Raw genomic sequence first — 16,189 nt, 5'->3', positions numbered from 1 at the left:
GGCTGGCCGACCACCGATCCCGACGACCATGCGGTGAGCGAACTCGTAACCGACCGCACGGGTGCGTTGTCGCCCTTCGGCGAACTGGCGTTTCCGGTGGCCTCCGATGATCTGCCCTACCTGCATCCGGTGACGGTCGTCAACAGGTAGTCGCCGTAATGGCCGGTGCATCTAACTCGCCCGCTGGTGCGTTATCGCACCTGGATGAGCGCGGAGCCGCGCATATGGTCGACGTCACTGAAAAGGCGGCCACCCGGCGCACGGCCGTGGCTGCGGGCGCCCTACGCACCTCGGCGGAGGTGGTGGCGCTTATCTCGACCGGCGGCTTACCCAAGGGCGACGCGCTGGCGACCGCACGAGTGGCGGGCATTATGGCGGCCAAACGCACCAGCGACCTGATCCCGCTGTGTCATCAGCTCGCGTTGACCGGCGTCGACGTCGACTTCAGCGTCGGCGATTCGGAGATCGACATCACTTCGACGGTGCGCAGCACCGACCGCACGGGTGTCGAGATGGAGGCGCTCACTGCCGTCAGTGTGGCGGCTCTAACGCTCTACGACATGATCAAAGCGGTTGATCCGGCCGCGCGCATTGATGACATCCGGGTGCTGCGCAAAGAAGGTGGCCGCAGCGGTAACTGGGCCAGGCCATGAGCCCCCGATCGGCCCGCGTCATCATCGCCTCTACTCGTGCGTCGTCTGGCGTGTATAGCGACGAATGCGGGCCGATTGTTACGGAGTGGCTAGTACAGCGCGGGTTTTCGCCCGTGGACTCTGCCGTTGTCGCCGACGGAAAGCCAGTTGGCGAAGCGTTGCGCAACGCCGTTGCCGCCGGTGTCGACTTGATCATCACCTCCGGCGGCACCGGTATCTCACCGACTGACACCACCCCGGAACAGACCGTGGCTGTGTTGGACTTCGTCATCCCCGGCTTGGCCGATGCTATCCGGTGTTCGGGGCTGCCCAGGATGCCGACGTCAGTACTGTCGCGCGGGGTGTGCGGCGTGGCCGGTCGCAGCCTGGTCGTCAACCTGCCAGGCTCACCTGGCGGTGTGCGCGATGGCCTCGTGGTGCTTTCCGACGTGGTGGATCACGCGCTCGACCAACTCGCCGGCCAAGACCACCAGCGATGACGCTGGTCATGCGGGCCTGCCTGACCGACCAGCCGATCGATCTGGCTACACACGAGAACTTGGTCAGCCATCAGGCGGCCGGCGCCATCGTTGGTTTCGTCGGAATAGTCCGCAACCACGACGGGGGACGGCAGGTGGTGCGGTTGGAGTACTCGGCCCACCCGTTGGCTGCCCAGGTTCTTGCCGACGTGGTTGCCGAGGTCGCTGCACAGTCCACCGGGGTGCGTGCCGTCGCGGCCAGCCACCGAATCGGTGTCCTACAGGTGGGGGAGGCCGCCTTGGTGGCTGCTGTCGCAGCCGATCATCGGCAGTCAGCGTTTCGTACCTGCGCGCTGCTGGTCGACACCATCAAAGCCCGGCTACCGGTGTGGAAGCACCAAATCTTCGGAGATGGTTCCGAAGAATGGGTGGGTTCGGCCTGAGCCCGTGCTCAGCCGATGACGGTGGGCTGCGCGAGCGCGTCCAGCGCGTCGTTGCCGCTAATGTCCTGTCCCACGACCGCCTGCCACAGCTTCTTGGTGTATGCGACTGTCGAGACTTCGTGGATTTCCACCGGTGCGTTACCGGTGTCAGCCGGCACCGGCGTGGCCGCCGGCGTGTCGGCCGGGTCGGCAAGCGGCAATCCTGCTTCGACGACTTCTTGGGTATCGGGAGCGACGGGCGCCGGGTCGGTAGGGGGCGCCAGGTCGGCCGGTGCGGGAGTCAGGTCGGCCGGTGGGGGAGTCAGGTCGGCCGGTGCGGGAGTCAGGTCGGCCGGTGCGGGCATCAGGTCGACCGGTGCGGACAGCTCATTACCGGCCGGTTGCACCGCGGACATCGGCTCGGCCGGCGGAGCGACATCCATGGGGGGTGCAGCGTCGGCCAGCGCAGCCGGCTCGCCGTTGACCTCTGGGGCGTCCAGCGGCCCGTTCAGCGCGGCTGGAGCTGGGACCTGACGGGGCATCGGCGCGGACAATCCGTGACCACACACTGGCCAGGCGCCACGACCCTGGGTAGCTAGCACCCGCTCAGCGACCGTAATCTGCTGTTCCCGGGTGGCCAGCTGGGCGGACGGGGCGAATTCGCCGCCGCCATGCGATGCCCAAGTGCCCGGGGTGAACTGGACTCCACCGTAGTAGCCGTTGCCGGTATTGATCGCCCAGTTGCCGCCGGACTCGCAACGGGCTACCTGATCCCATTCCCAGTCGGTGGCCGCGCTCGCTTGGCCGGCCAGGGCGATCCCGCCGCCACCCAGCACTGCGCCGGTAAAGGCGATCTTGGCGACGCTGACGCTTGATGTTGTGGGCTTACGGTGACGTCCACTCATACGCTCAGTGATTCCTCTCGGTACACGCCTACGAGGTCAGCTGTCGGGTTCGGGTTGGTTCGAAACCAGGAGAGGTCACCCGGCCAGCGTCGTACTCCAATGAACGACGTCGGCTTCACCCCAAGGAGCCGCAGCGGCCCCGGTCCGATCTCGGCGGACCTGGTGGGTCCCCCGCCTCCATCCGCGGTCGGGATCCCTCGTCTACTGGATGGAGCTCGGCGTGCTGTAGGGAGGGCGGGCCCGTCAGTTGGGTTCGTTGACGAGCCTTCCGAGGACGGTAGCGGTTCGAGGCGATCTCGTCACGTGCGCAATCGGCCGGCGTTTTGCTCACAGTCGCCGGCTATAACGCCAGGAAAGCCCGGTATCTGCGCAGGTCATAGCATCCGACATCGCAGCGTGTCCGGGTTGTTATCTTTCCGTTACGTGAGATATTTCACACTGGTTAGCCGCCCGCGAAGGGCGGGAGTACGTCAATGGTGTCGCCATGGGATAACGGTGCGGAGTCATCTCGGACGGCAATTCCGTCGCACAGATACGAGCAGCGGCTTAATACCGTTGCCAGCTGAGAGCTCCGGAGGGCCAGGCTCCCGACCAATTCGGCTACGGTGCCGCCAGGCCGCACCATGACTGTTTCCGATTCGATACCGGCAGCTGCGCGCGCAGCCGCGAAGTAGCGGACGGTCACCTGAATTCCGGCGGGGTGTGCCATCGCCTAGCCGCCGATGGCGCTCATCGGGCGGTCGGGCTGGACAAAATCCGGGTCGTTGATGCCATGGCCGGCCGGCTTGCGCCACATCGCAGCGCGCCATGTTCTCTCGATTGCGTCGTCGTCAGCGCCACTGCGCAGCAGGCCGCGTAAATCGGTTTCCTCGGTGGAAAACAGGCAGCTGCGGATCTGACCGTCGGCGGTAAGCCGGGTGCGGTCGCACGTCGAGCAGAATGCATGGGAGACCGACGCGATGACGCCGAACTTCCCGGTCGGCGTGTTCGGGCCCGAGTCGACCAGCCAGAGTTCAGCCGGGGCCGAACCCCTCGGTGTCGGGTCGGGCCGCAATCGGAAGTGTGGGCGCAGCGCCGTCAACACATCGTCGGCGCTCAGTGCGGCGTCGCGGCGCCACCGGTGTCCCGCGTCGAGTGGCATTTGCTCGATGACCCGCAATTGGTAGCCGTGCTGTAGGCAGTACCGCAGCAGTTCGACGACATCTCGGCGTCCGGTCGCTGGGTCGAGCACGGCGTTCACCTTGACCGGCTCCAGCCCGGCTTGTTTGGCCGCGGCCAGGCCGGCCAGCACGTCAGCCAGCCGGTCCCGACGGGTGATGGCCGCAAAGTGAGCGCGGTCCACGCTGTCCAGCGACACGTTGACCCGGTCCAGGCCTGCGCCGGCCAAAGCGGCCGCCCGCCCTGCCAGCCCAACTGCATTGGTGGTCAACGAGATCTCCGGGCGAGGTCGCAGACCCGCCGCCGCCGCGATCACCTCTTCGAGGTGGCGGGCCAACAGCGGCTCGCCGCCGGTGAATCGCACGCTGGTAACGCCCAGCCGGGTGACGGCGACATGCATCAGCCTGGCTAGTTCATCGGGACGCAGCAATTGCTGCCTGGGCAGCCAAACCAGGCCCTCGGCCGGCATGCAATAACTGCAGCGCAGGTTGCAACGGTCGGTCAGGGATACCCGTAGATCGGTCGCGACACGGCCGAAACTATCCAGCAAAGCACCTTCGGTAGGTGCGGCTGCCCGGCCGGGCCAACCGTCTCGCACCGTAGGAACGCCCAGCGCCGTCACGGTCATGCGGTCACGCGTTCGATTCGAGCCGGTGCAGCGACCGAAACGATTTCCTTGCCCAGGGGCACTAAAGACACCGGGATCAATTTGAGATTGGCCAGGGCCAGCGGGATGCCGATGATTGTTGCTGCCATCGCCACGGCGCTAACCAAATGCCCAATGGCCAGCCATATTCCGAACAACAGTAGCCAGATGATGTTGCCGATCAGGGCGCCGGTCCCGGCGCTTGGTTTTTCGACGATCGTCCGGCCGAAAGGCCACAGTGAATACGACGCGATGCGTAGCGCCGCAAAGCCGAACGGAATGGTGACGATGAGCACGAAACAGACGAGCGCCGCGACCAGGTAGCCGAGGGCCAGCCAGAGGCCGCCGAAAACCAGCCAGATAACGTTCAGGATTAGGCGCATATCTCCTCCGAAGGGTGTTTCCAGCCTACCCAGTACCCGGCCAAACAGGGATGCTCGGCGGCAGCGCATCCGAGTAGGATCTGTGGTCGTCATCGCGTCCTGCGCATGCGGGGCGCTTCTTTGGTGTGAAACCCAGTGATCCGTCAGACAAGCAGGTGAGAGCAGTGCCGACCGGCAAGGTGAAGTGGTACGACTCCGAGAAGGGGTTTGGCTTCCTGTCGCAGGAGGACGGTGAGGACGTCTATGTCCGGTCCGCGGCGTTGCCGGCGGGTGTCGAGGGACTCAAGGCGGGGCAGCGGGTGGAGTTCGGCATCGCATCGGGGCGGCGGGGACCGCAGGCATTGAGCCTGAAGCTCCTCGACCCGCCACCGAGCCTGTCTCGCGCGCGCCGCGAGGCAGTCGAGCACAAGCACAGCCCCGACGAGTTGCACGGCATGGTCGAGGACATGATCACGCTGCTGGAAAGCACAGTACAGCCGGAGCTGCGCAAGGGCCGCTACCCCGACCGTAAGACTGCTCGGCGGGTCTCCGAGGTAGTCAAGGCTGTGGCGCGGGAGTTGGACGCCTGAGAACGCGCGTCCATCACGGGTCGCTCACCCGTAGCGACATTCCATCCTTGCTTTTCGGCGCTCTGAGTCGTCCGCAGCTTTCTGGTTAGTCGTGTGCTCGGCGATCCGCCATGGGCGCAGTTTGATGCTGTGATCAGCGCAAATATTGCATGGTGCGCTGGGCAGGCGGAGAGCGCCCGTGTCGGACGCTTTACAAGAAGGCTGTTTTGAATGTCCATCCCCAGCCATGTCAAAAATGTTTGCATGTTAGTCCCTTGAAATAACGTTCCTATAACGATTAGCTATCGTATTCATAACGTTCCGCGCTGCTGCGCGTGAGATCAATACGATCCATCGCATTCAGACTGTTGGAGTTCGGCCGTTACTGTCGCGTCGGTGGAGGCAGGTGCGGATCCGATCCGGCTTGGTGGGAAGGAAAGCCATGTCATTCGTGATTGCGGGGCCGGAGCTACTGGCGGCGGCGGCTCGTGACCTAGCCGGTATCGGTTCAACCTTGGTAGAGGCGAACACGGCGGCGGCCGCCTCCACCACCCGCGTGCTGGCCCCGGCCGTCGATGAGATCTCAGCGGCGGTCACGGCGCTATTTTCCGGACACGCGCAGGCGTATCAAAAGCTCAGCGCGCAAGCCGCGTCGTTTCATGAGCAGTTTGTGCGGACCTTGACCGCGAACGCGGGCTTGTATCAGCTCACTGAGGCCGCCAACGCCGTGACAGCGCGAAGCGGACTCGGCTCAGTCGGCGCCGCGGCTGCGGCAAACCCGCTCGGCGCGGTGAACGCGGCGGCGCAAAATCTACTGGCGCCGGTCAAATCGGTCACCGCCGCAGCCAACGCCCAATCATTGGCCCTGACCGGACGTCCGCTGGTGGGCAATGGCGCTAACGGGGCACCCGGTCAGCCCGGCAAGCCCGGCGGGTGGTTAGGCGGTAACGGGGGCCGGGGCGGGGACGGCCTTCCTGGCCAGCCCGGCGGCAGAGGCGGCGATGCGACGTTCGGCAACGGGGGAGCGGGCGGTCGCGGCGGGATCGGTGGGGGTGCTGGCGGCGACGGGGGCAACGTGCAGACCTTCGGTAACGGGGGAGCTGGCGGTGCTGGCGGCATCGGCGCCGCGGGTACCCCGGGAGTCAACCCGACCCAGAACATCACGTCGCCGGCGGCATCTGCAGGTACGGCAGGTGGTCCGGGCGCGGCCGGCGGTGCTGGGGCGGACGGCGGGTCCGGGCAACCCGGCGGCGTGGGTGGCGCCGGCGGCAACGGCTCTACTTCTATTCCTGGTAGCACCGGCAGCGGTGGCCCGGGCGGCGATGGCGGCGACGGCGGCGCCGGCGCGCCGGGCGGGGGCGGCGGCCGGGGCGGCAGTGGGGTCGCTGGGCAGCCAGGCGGCCACGGCGGCGACGGCGGCGATGGCGGCTCGGGCGCAGCAGGCGGCGCGGGTGGTAACGGCGGTGCCGGGACCGGCAGTACCGGTGGCAATGGCGGCGACGGTGGTGACGGTGGCGTCGGCGCGGTCGGTGGTAGGGGTGGCGCCGGTGGCACCGGCACAACCCCGGGAACCGGAGGCCACGGTGGCGACGGCGGTGACGCCGGCGGTCCCAATAGCGTGGGTGGTGCCGGTGGCCCCGGTGGACGTGGCGGTAACGGTGGTCACGGCGGATCGTTGGGCGGCAACGGAGGTGCTGGCGGCCTCGGTGGGGCCGGCGGTGCGGGTGGCCTAGGCGCTTCTGGTGCTGCTGGTGGCATTGGCGGGCTGGGGGGCTCCTTCGGTGCTGATGGCGGGGATGGTGGCAATGGTGGTGCCGGTGCGTTGGGTGGTGCCGGTGGCCCCGGTGGTGCTGGCGGTAACGGAGGTGCCGGGGGGCAGTACGGTCGCGGTGGTGCCGCAGGCGGCGGCGGTGTCGGCGGTGTCGGCGGCACGGGTGGCAGCGGCGGTAGTGGCGGCTTTGGCGGTGGCGCGCTGGTCAGAGGCACCGCTGGTGACGGTGGCCTGGGCGGTCTCGGCGGCGGCGGTGGCGTTGGAGGCGTGGGTGGCCCCGCCGGCTTACCCGGGGCCGGCGGTCCCGCCGGACCGGACGGCCCGGCCGGCCCGGCCGGCGTCGTCGCACCTGGTGGTGCCGGCGGACGCGGTGGGACCGGCGGCACTGGCGGTCGGGGCGGTAGCGGAGGTACGGCTTACTACGGTGCCACCCCAGGAGCCGGTGGTGCGGGCGGCAAGGGCGGTTCCGCGGCGATTGGCGGGTTCGGCGGACCTGGTAGCCCCGCTGGAAACGTAGGCGCAGCCGGTAGCATCGGCGCCACCGGCAGCAATGGCGGCACCGGCGCGAAGGCCCCCGTTATCGGGTTTGGCTAGCCCGCAAACCGGCCGTCAACAGTGGCTCTCTGAGCGCCAGCCGTCGACCCACGGGGCGTAACCATCTCGGGTGTAAGCGAGCTCGCTCGGGCATTCTCAGCGGCACGGCGCTGGAATCGATCCTGAACCCGCCATCTCGGTGCCAATAGGCCGTACTATTCGGGCAAGCGCCGGGTATACCACCTGCGATGCAATTCGTCAGCGAGGAGGCGGCGATGCCGCAGCAAGCACAGGTCACTGAGGAGCAAGCGAGAGCCCTCGCCGAGGAATCTCGCGAAAGCGGTTGGGATAAACCATCTTTCGCTAAAGAGCTGTTTCTTGGTCGCTTTCCGCTGGAACTCATACACCCGTTTCCGCGGCCGTCGGACACCGAGGAGGCGCGCACCACGGTGTTTTTGGAAAAGCTGCGGGAATTCTTGGCCACACTCGACGGCAGCGTGATCGAGCGTGACGCCCAGATTCCGGATGAATATGTGCAGGGTTTGGCAGAACTGGGCTGCTTCGGCATGAAGATACCGTCCGAATACGGCGGGCTGAACATGTCGCAAGTCGCCTACAACCGTGCACTGATGATGGTGACCACCGTTCATTCCAGTCTCGGCGCCTTGCTTTCAGCGCATCAGTCCATTGGGGTACCTGAACCACTCAAACTCGCCGGAACTCCGGAGCAGAAGCGCAACTTCTTGCCACGCTGTGCTGCAGGCGCGATATCGGCTTTTTTGCTCACCGAACCGGATGTGGGCTCCGATCCGGCACGTATGGCGTCGACGGCGATACCCGTCGAGGACGGGCGGGCCTACGAGCTTGAGGGCGTGAAGTTGTGGACTACAAACGGGGTGGTTGCCGAACTGCTGGTGGTCATGGCCCGGGTGCCAAAGAGCGATGGACACCGTGGGGGAATTAGCGCGTTCGTTGTCGAGGCCGATTCACCCGGGATCACAGTGGAGCGGCGCAACACGTTCATGGGACTTCGCGGCATCGAAAACGGCGTGACAAGGATGCACCGCGTCCGGGTTCCCGCCGACAATCTGATCGGGCGGGAGGGCGACGGTCTGAAGATCGCGCTGACCACACTCAATGCCGGACGACTATCGTTGCCCGCGATTGTCACCGGCGTCTCTAAGCAATCGCTGAAGATCGCGCGGGAATGGTCTTGCGAGCGGGTGCAGTGGGGAAAGCCGGTTGGTAAGCACGAAGCGGTCGCCAGCAAGATCTCATTCATCGCAGCCACCACATACGCGCTTGATGCAGTGGTCGAGTTGTCTGGGCAGATGGCCGACGAAGGTCGCAACGATATCCGGATCGAGGCGGCGCTTGCCAAACTGTGGTGCAGTGAGATGGCCTGTCTTATCGGCGACGAGCTGCTGCAGATTCGCGGTGGCCGTGGCTATGAGACGGCTGAATCCCTGGCCGCGCGGGGAGAGCGCGCGGCGCCGGTCGAGCAAATTGTGCGTGATCTGCGGATCAATCGCATCTTTGAAGGGTCGAGCGAGATCATGCGGCTGCTGATCGCGCGTGAGGCAGTCGACGCACACCTTACTGCCGCTGGTGATCTCGCTAACCCCAAAGCCGATCTGCAGAAGAAGGCCAAGGCCGCCGTCGGCGCCAGCGGATTCTACGCAAAATGGTTGCCGAAGCTGGCTTTTGGCGAAGGCCAACGGCCAACCGCGTACAGCCAGTTCGGCCCGTTGGCGTCCCACCTGCGGTTCGTCGAACGCTCCAGCCGCAAGCTGGCCCGCAACACCTTCTACGGGATGGCCCGTTGGCAGGCTGCACTGGAACAAAAACAAGGATTCCTGGGGCGCATCGTCGATATCGGCGCCGAGCTGTTTGCGATGTCGGCGGCATGCGTTCGGGCTGAGGCACAGCGGGCCGCGGATCCGGTGGTGGGCAAGCAGGCATACGAGTTGGCCGAAGTCTTCTGCCAGCAAGCGACGTTGCGCGTCGAGGCGTTGTTCCACGCCTTGTGGTCTAACACCGACAACGACGATGTTCGGCTGACCAGCGATGTGTTGGAGGGCCGCTACTCCTGGGTGGAGGAAGGGATCATCGATCAGTCGGAGGGCACCGGCCCGTGGATCGCGCACTGGGAACCGGGACCATCCACGGAGAAGAATCTGGCCCGACGATTCCTGACGGCGCCAACCGAGGCGCAACCTTAGTTGTCGTGCCGCCACACCAGCTATATCACCACCCGCATTACCGCCGATGGGCGCGACGGCTATCCGGGGTGTACCGCTGCGGCTTTGCCGGATCGCAAGAGGCCTACGGTGCTGGATTGGGTCAGCGATCGCCCGACGACGCAGCGATATCTGTTGGGGAACAACATCACTGAGGCCGACGTGCGATTGTTCACCACGCTGGCCCGCTTCGACGCGGTGTATCACGGCGGGCCGAACGTCGACTTGTTGGGCAAGAACGCGCCGATAGTGCCCAACAAGTCGACGTTCGCTAACGAGAACGGGCGAGCAGCGCGCGTCGAACGCGCCCGACCACAATTTCGGGTCGGTTGCGGAGCAAGTCGGCGCTGACTCGTACGATGGTCCAGCCCCGAGCGTCGAGTTCTGCCAATCGATCGATGTCGCGAGTCCGCTGTGCTGGGTCAGTCCAGTGTTGTGCGCCGTCGAATTCAACGCCGACTTTCCATTCCTCCCAACCCATGTCGATGCGGGCCAACACTGCACCCCAGTCATTGAGTACCTCGATCTGGGTCTGGGGCCGCGGCAGCCCCGCGCGGATGAGCACCAGGCGAGTCCTGGTCTCGTAGGGTGATTCAGCCCCGCCATCGACGAGGGGCAAAACCTGTCGTAGCTGCACCAAACCACGTGCACCGCGATGTCGCTCGGCGAGTAGTTCGACGTCGGGAATCTTTAGCTCCGCGGCATGTGCGAGCGCGTCGAGTCGAATCACCGCAGCAGTGAAGCCTTTTCGTCTTCCTAGGTCAAATGCTGTGCGCGCCGGGGTGGTGAGAGCGATCCCGTCGCGAACGCATAGTTCGTCCTCGTCGAGCGCGTCGCTGTGCACGATGATGCCGCGTGCTCTATCTCGGCTGCGCCGATTGAGTTCGGCGGGAAGCCAGTCGTCGATCCACGCCGAGCGGTGTAGCGCTGCCGCAGACAGACCCGCCGCCGTCGCCGCGCGCCCAGACCAGAGCCAGGCAGCGACCGCCCGCGTCACCGCTGTCAACTTTTGTCCTCGGGGGACGTACACATTGCGGTGAACCATGTCGAAGTCGGTCCGCAATCGATGGGGTGTGACAACTCCTGATGCTAGTGCGTCGGTGCCTCGGAACGGCCAGTCCAAGATCTCCATGCCGATACCGTGCCCGCCCCCACCGACATGGTGCGGCGAGCGTCGAGTTATTGGGCTTAAGCACGCCAATATCGCCCAACAACTAGACGCTCGGCGCTAGAAGACTAGCCGCACTGACCATTCCGCATGTGGAGCCTCTCGCAGCTCACCGGAGGGGTCAACTACCAACGTCAGCAACTGAACGACGATCCCGGTCAGCCGCCCGCGCTGCGGGTCGACGGTGGGCACGGTGACAGCGAGCCGGCTGTCGGGGCGAAAGATAGTGGCGGTGGTATTGGCGGGATCTTCGTACAGCTGCAGCAGCCGCCAGGGTGCGCGGGCGATGGCCCGGGGCACGGAGAGCTGCACCGGGTCGCGTTCGGTCACCGGCAGTTCGCCCTGGGTCTGCGGGGTCTGGCAATCGTCGAGCCGCAATACGTTGCAAAACATATAGGGGCCGACGCGGGTCAGGTGTCCGTGCGAGTAGGCGCTGATCTGCGGTCGCAGTGGACCGGAATCCCGCACCAGCAACCACGCGCCGACACCCGCCCCTATCGACAACAGCAGGGCCAGGACCGCGATCAGCACAGCCACCCAGCGTTTCACCGGGGCATCACCTGGGTTACCGCAGCGCCGCGACGCGTGCTCTCCTGCTCGACCATCACAGGTCGATTACCGCCCAGGCCGGGGATCAACGAGTCACCGCGAAAGCTGACGATGGTCTGAGCCAAACCCAGGATTAGCAAGGCGCTGACGGCGGTGAAGCCGATCCACAATTCGGTGTAGACCAACACACCGACCGCACCCCCCAGCACCCAGGCCAGCTGCAGCGTCGACTCCGAACGCCCGAACCCCGAGGCCCGCGATTCCTCCGGCAGATCGTCTTGCAGCGAGGCATCCAGCGAGGCCTTCGCGATGGCACTGCAGCCCGAGGTAATCAGGGTGGCGATGGCGGCCGCCGCCAGGGTGCCGGCGACGGCGGCTGTTAGCGCGAACATGGTGACTACCACGGTGCAGCGCACCACCAACACCGCGGGCCGACCCAGTTGCAGGCGTGCGCTGGTGAAGTTGCCGGCGAAATTGCCGACGGCAGCGGCCGCGCCGATCAAGCCCAGCATGGCCAACTGCACCCATCCGTCGGCGTCATGAGCCTTCGCGACAAACGCCGGGTAGAGGAAGAGGAAGCCGACCATCACCTTGATGGTGCAGTTTCCCCACAGCGAGGTAATGATGTTGCGACCCAGCGGTTGCCGGAGAGTGCCGCCGAGATTCTTGACTTCTTCCGGCCAGCTTCGCCGCAGCTGGCCGCTGTCGCGGTGGTAGCTCAACGTGGCGGGTACCTCGCCGGTGGTCACCTCCACCCAGCTTGGAATCCGCATCGACAGGATGGCGCCGGCGACGGTGATCGCGACGACAACGAAGAGCGCGCCCGGCAGCCGGAACAAATGAGTACATCCGAACTCGACACCGGCGGCCACGGCGCCGCCCGCCATGGTGCCGCCCAGCAGACCGAACACCGTGAGGCGAGAATTGACCCGCACCAAATCGATCGTTGGCGGCATCACCCGCGGTGTCACCGCGCTGCGCAGCACACTGAAGGACTTCGAAAACACCATCATGGCCAGCGCGCAGGGGTACAGCACCCAGGACGGGAAGCTGCCGGTGGCGCCGTCATAGTTCATGATCAACACCAGCGCCAACGCGGTCCGCAGCCCGAATGACATCGCCAGGGCGACGCGGCGGCCGTGCTGCAGCTTGTCCAGGGCGGGACCAATCAGCGGCGCGATCACAGCGAACGGTGCAATGGTGATCAACAGGTAGAGCGCGACCCGCGACTTACTCTCGCCGCTGGCAGCGGCAAAGAACAACGTGTTGGCCAACGCAACAGCCATGGCAGAGTCGACCGCGAAATTCGTCATCACTGGCCAGGTCAACGCGGTCAGGCCCGACTTGTCGGCACCGTCGGCGGTGGCCGCGCGCTGCACCATCCAATACATCCGCGAGCCCATCTCCCGGCTGCGCATAGCTGCGGCGCGGGTGACCGTGATCCGTTCACCGTTGTTATCGTTCCGCGATGGTGGTGGTTCGCTGCGGCGCTGAGGCCCCGGCTGCTGGCCCAGCGGCGGCAGATAGCGGTTGGCGCTCGGCATGGGCGGCGGCCGGCGCTGACGACGGTAGACGGTTTCGTCGGTCGGATAGTTCGCCATGCCTGGGTGCTCGTTGACCGACCCGTTTCGGGTCCGGCGGCCCCGCATCGGGCCGGTACGGCCCGGGTTCTCGCGCCGCCGTCCAGTCACGAATCAATTCTGTCTTATCCCGACTCCGCGCGTAGCCAACCGGGTGTGGCTCGTTCCCCGTGTCTTCCGGCAGTATGGATACGCATTGCAGAGAGGGGACAGTGTGATCGGGCCCAGCGAGGAATCCGCCGTGGCGACCGTGGCCGAGTGGCCCGAAGAGCTGGCGACGGTGCTCACCGGTGCGGTGGACCTGGCCAGGGCGGCAGTTGCGGAATTCAGCGGCTCGGAAGCGGTCGGAGACTATCTCGGCGTCAGTTACGAAGACCCGAACGCTGGCACGCACCGATTCCTGGCCCACCTGCCCGGCTATCAGGGCTGGCAATGGGCGGTCGTTGTCGCTACCTACGCCGGCTCCGACCACGCCACGGTCAGTGAGGTGGTGCTGGTTCCGGGGCCCACGGCCCTGCTGGCTCCCGCCTGGGTGCCGTGGCAACAGCGGGTGCGCCCCGGCGATTTGAGTCCCGGCGACCTACTGGCACCGGCAAAGGATGACCCGCGGCTGGTACCTGGTTACTCCGACAGCGGCGACGCGCAGGTTGACGAGACCGCCGCCGAAATTGGGATGGGTCGGCGTTGGGTGATGAGTGCCTGGGGCCGCGCCGCGGCGGCACAACGATGGCATGACAGCGAGTACGGCCCCGACTCGGCGATGGCGCGATCAACCAAACGGGTGTGCCGCGACTGCGGCTTCTTCCTGCCGCTGGCCGGATCACTGGGCACGATGTTCGGGGTTTGCGGCAACGAACTGTCCGCCGACGCACACGTCGTTGACAAGTACTACGGCTGCGGCGCTCATTCCGACACGCCCGCTCCCGCGGGTGCCGGCTCTCCGATGTACGAGCCGTTCGACGACGGGGTGCTTGACATCTGGGAGCAGCCGGCCGATTAGCTTGCTTCGGCGGCGGCCTTGATGTTCGCCAGGGTGGTGTTCATGCCCTCGACCAATTCGCGTTCGAAGGTGGTGGTTCCGCCTAAGAAGGCGTTCACCGAGATGTTCGAAAACGCGTTGACGCCGTTTTCGGCGTGACGGCTCTCGGTTACCCGGGTACCCGCGCCGTTCGGCTCCAGTTCGTAGCTCCACACGCTGCCGTTGCTGTCTACCCGGAACGCCAGCTTCTTTTCCGGAACGACTTCAACCACCGTGCAGGTCGTCGGCCAAAACAAACGGTTGCGGCGGTTGAGGTTGAGGGTACGGGTGCCTGGGCGCAGCGGACCGAACTGCCGCACCCAGCGGCACTGCGGGCTCCACTGCGGCATCCGTCGCAGATCGGATATCAAAGCCCACACCTTTTCAGGCGGCGCGTCGATATCAATCTGCACCTGTAACAGCGGGGCTACCATTCGACCTCCCGGAGTAATTTAGTCGAGCTCTTTGTGGTCTACGTAGTTTTCGAGCCCGGCCTGAGCGCCGCGCGCGCCGCGGCGCGCGGCGGCAAGTTGCCAGACGAAAATCCCGGTGCCCAGCCCTCCCACCGCAAGTCCGGCCACTGTCACCGGACGCCAGCTTTCAAGGCTGGGTACCAGGAAGGCGGCCACAGCCGTCCCCACCCACGCGAGCGCGCCGACCAGGATGACCGGCCACACCTCGAGCAGCACCGGCGGGAGCGGCGGCGGCTCGGGGCTGGGGTTGGGTTCGTCAGTCATTGCGTTTCAACATAGCCCCGCGACGATGCAGGCCGTGGTACGGGCTGGGGAGGAGCGGGGCGGTTGGGTTTAGCCCCGCGACGATGCAGGCCGTGGTACGGGCTGGGTCGTTATCCGTTCTGATCGCGAGCACCTGGGTTCCGTTGTAACCTCGCGCTGTGCCTGACCGCGATGCACAGCTAGCTAGCGACTTGTCGCTGGCCGTCATGCGGCTGGCCCGCCAACTTCGGTTCAGGAATCCCTCATCGCCGGTGTCATTATCCCAACTGTCGGCCTTGACCACGCTGGCCAACGAGGGCGCAATGACGCCAGGTGCGTTGGCGATTCGGGAGCGGGTCCGTCCACCCTCGATGACTCGGGTAATTGCCTCACTGGCCGATATGGGTCTGGTGGACCGAGCCCCGCACCCGGTCGACGGCCGACAGGTGTTGGTCTCGGTGTCCGAATCCGGTGCCGACTTGGTTAAAGCGGCGCGGCGAGCCGGTCAGGAGTGGCTGGCGGAGCGGCTCGCCACGTTGAGCGGCGACAAACGTGACATGCTGCGTCGCGCCGCCGACATCATGTTGGCCCTGGTCGACGAAAGCCCGTGACCGCGCCTGGTTGGGTCCCCGACGTCGACGTCCAGGATGTTAGCGATCCCGACGACCCGCGCCTCGACGATTTCCGTGACCTTAACAGCATCGACCGTCGGCCTGATCTGCCGTCCGGGAAAGGACTGGTAATCGCCGAGGGCGTGCTGGTGGTGCAACGCATGCTGGCGTCGCGGTTCACCCCCCGCGCGTTGCTGGGCACCGACCGGCGATTGGCCGAAATCAAGGCCGACCTAGCCGGCATCGGGGCACCGTATTACCGGGCCTCCGCCGAAGTCATGGCACAAGCTGTCGGATTTCACCTCAACCGCGGGGTGCTAGCCTCCGCCAGCCGGGTGGCCGAGCCCGGCGTTGCCCAGGTAGTCGACGGTGCTCGTACTATCGCGGTACTCGAGGGCGTCAACGACCACGAAAACCTGGGTTCCATCTTCCGCAACGCAGCAGGGTTGCGGGTAGACGCGGTGGTGTTCGGGAGCGGTTGCGCTGACCCGCTCTACCGCCGTGCGGTCCGGGTTTCTATGGGTCACGCATTGCTGGTGCCATACGCCCGAGCGACCGATTGGCCCTCCGACTTGCTGCTGCTGCACGAACGTGGTTTCCGCCTGCTGGCGCTGACCCCGCGAGCCGATGCGCAGGCGCTGCCCGAGGTGATGGAGGCGGTGCGTGACCAACCCGTAGCGTTGCTGCTCGGTGCCGAGGGCCCGGGACTGACCGCGGCCGCGCTGCGGATCAGTGACATCCGGGTGAAAATCCCGATGTCGCGGGGCACCGACTCGCTCAACGTCGCGACCGCGGCCGCGCTGGCGTTCTATGAGCGGGCTAGGCTCAG

The 16,189-nt window shown here is 66.0% G+C and carries 19 protein-coding genes, 1 pseudogene and 1 riboswitch; of the genes and pseudogenes, 11 read left to right on the top strand and 9 right to left on the bottom strand.

From position 1 onward, the window contains the following. The 4 genes from F0Q45_RS17865 to F0Q45_RS17850 all read left to right on the top strand — a co-directional run. The coding region (locus F0Q45_RS17865; protein WP_149655208.1) for a hypothetical protein at positions 1-150 on the top strand (150 nt) is incomplete at its 5' end. An 8-nt stretch (positions 151-158) separates the two neighbouring features. Next, a complete protein-coding gene (moaC, locus tag F0Q45_RS17860) occupies positions 159-653 on the top strand; it encodes a cyclic pyranopterin monophosphate synthase MoaC (protein WP_149655207.1) in 495 nt (164 codons plus the stop codon). Next, a complete protein-coding gene (locus tag F0Q45_RS17855; protein ID WP_149655206.1) occupies positions 650-1,132 on the top strand; it encodes a MogA/MoaB family molybdenum cofactor biosynthesis protein in 483 nt (160 codons plus the stop codon). The genes moaC and F0Q45_RS17855 overlap by 4 nt, the downstream gene beginning before the upstream one ends. Further along, complete coding sequence (locus F0Q45_RS17850) at positions 1,129-1,554, top strand: molybdenum cofactor biosynthesis protein MoaE (protein WP_149655205.1); 426 nt, start codon at positions 1,129-1,131, stop codon at positions 1,552-1,554. The genes F0Q45_RS17855 and F0Q45_RS17850 overlap by 4 nt, the downstream gene beginning before the upstream one ends. Positions 1,555-1,562: 8 nt before the next feature. Here the strand turns inward: F0Q45_RS17850 and F0Q45_RS17845 are convergent, their stop codons facing one another. From F0Q45_RS17845 to F0Q45_RS17830, 4 genes are all read right to left on the bottom strand, one after another. Continuing rightward, positions 1,563-2,438, bottom strand: a complete 876-nt coding sequence (locus tag F0Q45_RS17845; RefSeq protein WP_149655204.1) for a transglycosylase family protein — start codon at positions 2,436-2,438, stop codon at positions 1,563-1,565. Between the two features lie 9 nt (positions 2,439-2,447). After that, a riboswitch (cyclic di-AMP (ydaO/yuaA leader) is annotated at positions 2,448-2,669 on the bottom strand. A 211-nt stretch (positions 2,670-2,880) separates the two neighbouring features. Beyond that, positions 2,881-3,147, bottom strand: coding sequence for a MoaD/ThiS family protein (locus tag F0Q45_RS17840; protein WP_149655203.1), 267 nt, complete (start codon positions 3,145-3,147; stop codon positions 2,881-2,883). 3 nt (positions 3,148-3,150) lie between these two features. Continuing rightward, a complete protein-coding gene (gene moaA, locus F0Q45_RS17835; RefSeq protein ID WP_149655202.1) occupies positions 3,151-4,224 on the bottom strand; it encodes a GTP 3',8-cyclase MoaA in 1,074 nt (357 codons plus the stop codon). After that, the gene (locus F0Q45_RS17830) at positions 4,221-4,625 is read right to left on the bottom strand and encodes a YccF domain-containing protein (RefSeq protein ID WP_149655201.1); all 405 of its coding nucleotides are present in this window, start codon (positions 4,623-4,625) and stop codon (positions 4,221-4,223) included. The genes moaA and F0Q45_RS17830 overlap by 4 nt, the downstream gene beginning before the upstream one ends. A 164-nt stretch (positions 4,626-4,789) precedes the next feature. Here F0Q45_RS17830 and F0Q45_RS17825 point away from each other — a divergent pair, with 164 nt between their 5' ends. From F0Q45_RS17825 to F0Q45_RS17810, 4 genes and pseudogenes are all read left to right on the top strand, one after another. Next, complete coding sequence (locus tag F0Q45_RS17825; RefSeq protein WP_149655200.1) at positions 4,790-5,194, top strand: cold-shock protein; 405 nt, start codon at positions 4,790-4,792, stop codon at positions 5,192-5,194. A gap of 421 nt (positions 5,195-5,615) precedes the next feature. Further along, positions 5,616-7,538: a PE family protein gene (locus tag F0Q45_RS29950; RefSeq protein WP_149655199.1), complete on the top strand. Its 1,923-nt coding sequence runs from the start codon at positions 5,616-5,618 to the stop codon at positions 7,536-7,538. A gap of 215 nt (positions 7,539-7,753) precedes the next feature. Continuing rightward, positions 7,754-9,700 (top strand): acyl-CoA dehydrogenase family protein, encoded by a 1,947-nt coding sequence (locus F0Q45_RS17815; protein WP_149655210.1) that lies wholly within the window; start codon positions 7,754-7,756, stop codon positions 9,698-9,700. Between the two features lie 62 nt (positions 9,701-9,762). After that, positions 9,763-9,928 (top strand): annotated as a pseudogene (locus tag F0Q45_RS17810) (glutathione S-transferase C-terminal domain-containing protein); the annotation flags it as partial. A 61-nt stretch (positions 9,929-9,989) separates the two neighbouring features. Here F0Q45_RS17810 and F0Q45_RS17805 read toward each other — a convergent pair. The 3 genes from F0Q45_RS17805 to F0Q45_RS17795 form a co-directional block, all read right to left on the bottom strand. Further along, the gene (locus F0Q45_RS17805; RefSeq protein ID WP_149655198.1) at positions 9,990-10,850 is read right to left on the bottom strand and encodes an endonuclease domain-containing protein; all 861 of its coding nucleotides are present in this window, start codon (positions 10,848-10,850) and stop codon (positions 9,990-9,992) included. 96 nt (positions 10,851-10,946) lie between these two features. Beyond that, entirely contained in the window at positions 10,947-11,435 is a 489-nt protein-coding gene (locus tag F0Q45_RS17800) for a DUF2771 domain-containing protein (RefSeq protein WP_149655197.1), read from the bottom strand. Further along, complete coding sequence (locus F0Q45_RS17795) at positions 11,432-13,084, bottom strand: MFS transporter (RefSeq protein WP_149655209.1); 1,653 nt, start codon at positions 13,082-13,084, stop codon at positions 11,432-11,434. The genes F0Q45_RS17800 and F0Q45_RS17795 overlap by 4 nt, the downstream gene beginning before the upstream one ends. A gap of 145 nt (positions 13,085-13,229) precedes the next feature. Here F0Q45_RS17795 and F0Q45_RS17790 point away from each other — a divergent pair, with 145 nt between their 5' ends. Beyond that, positions 13,230-14,015, top strand: a complete 786-nt coding sequence (locus F0Q45_RS17790; RefSeq protein WP_149655196.1) for a DUF3027 domain-containing protein — start codon at positions 13,230-13,232, stop codon at positions 14,013-14,015. On the opposite strand, the gene F0Q45_RS17785 is transcribed toward F0Q45_RS17790, so the two are convergent. Next, the gene (locus F0Q45_RS17785) at positions 14,012-14,467 is read right to left on the bottom strand and encodes an SRPBCC family protein (RefSeq protein ID WP_149655195.1); all 456 of its coding nucleotides are present in this window, start codon (positions 14,465-14,467) and stop codon (positions 14,012-14,014) included. The genes F0Q45_RS17790 and F0Q45_RS17785 overlap by 4 nt on opposite strands. An 18-nt stretch (positions 14,468-14,485) precedes the next feature. Further along, complete coding sequence (locus F0Q45_RS17780) at positions 14,486-14,770, bottom strand: DUF2530 domain-containing protein (protein WP_149655194.1); 285 nt, start codon at positions 14,768-14,770, stop codon at positions 14,486-14,488. Positions 14,771-14,928: 158 nt separating this feature from the next. On the opposite strand from F0Q45_RS17780, the gene F0Q45_RS17775 reads away from it, so the two are divergent. Then, the gene (locus F0Q45_RS17775; protein ID WP_149655193.1) at positions 14,929-15,360 is read left to right on the top strand and encodes a MarR family transcriptional regulator; all 432 of its coding nucleotides are present in this window, start codon (positions 14,929-14,931) and stop codon (positions 15,358-15,360) included. Further along, positions 15,357-16,189 (top strand): TrmH family RNA methyltransferase (locus F0Q45_RS17770; RefSeq protein ID WP_149655192.1); only part of this gene is annotated, 833 nt, incomplete at its 3' end. The genes F0Q45_RS17775 and F0Q45_RS17770, both read left to right, overlap by 4 nt.

Source organism: Mycobacterium simiae (assembly GCF_008370645.1).
In the GTDB taxonomy this organism is placed as follows: Bacteria; Actinomycetota; Actinomycetes; order Mycobacteriales; family Mycobacteriaceae; genus Mycobacterium; species Mycobacterium simiae_A.
Note: the sequence above shows the minus strand (reverse complement) of the source record. Positions and strands in the feature narration are given on the sequence as shown.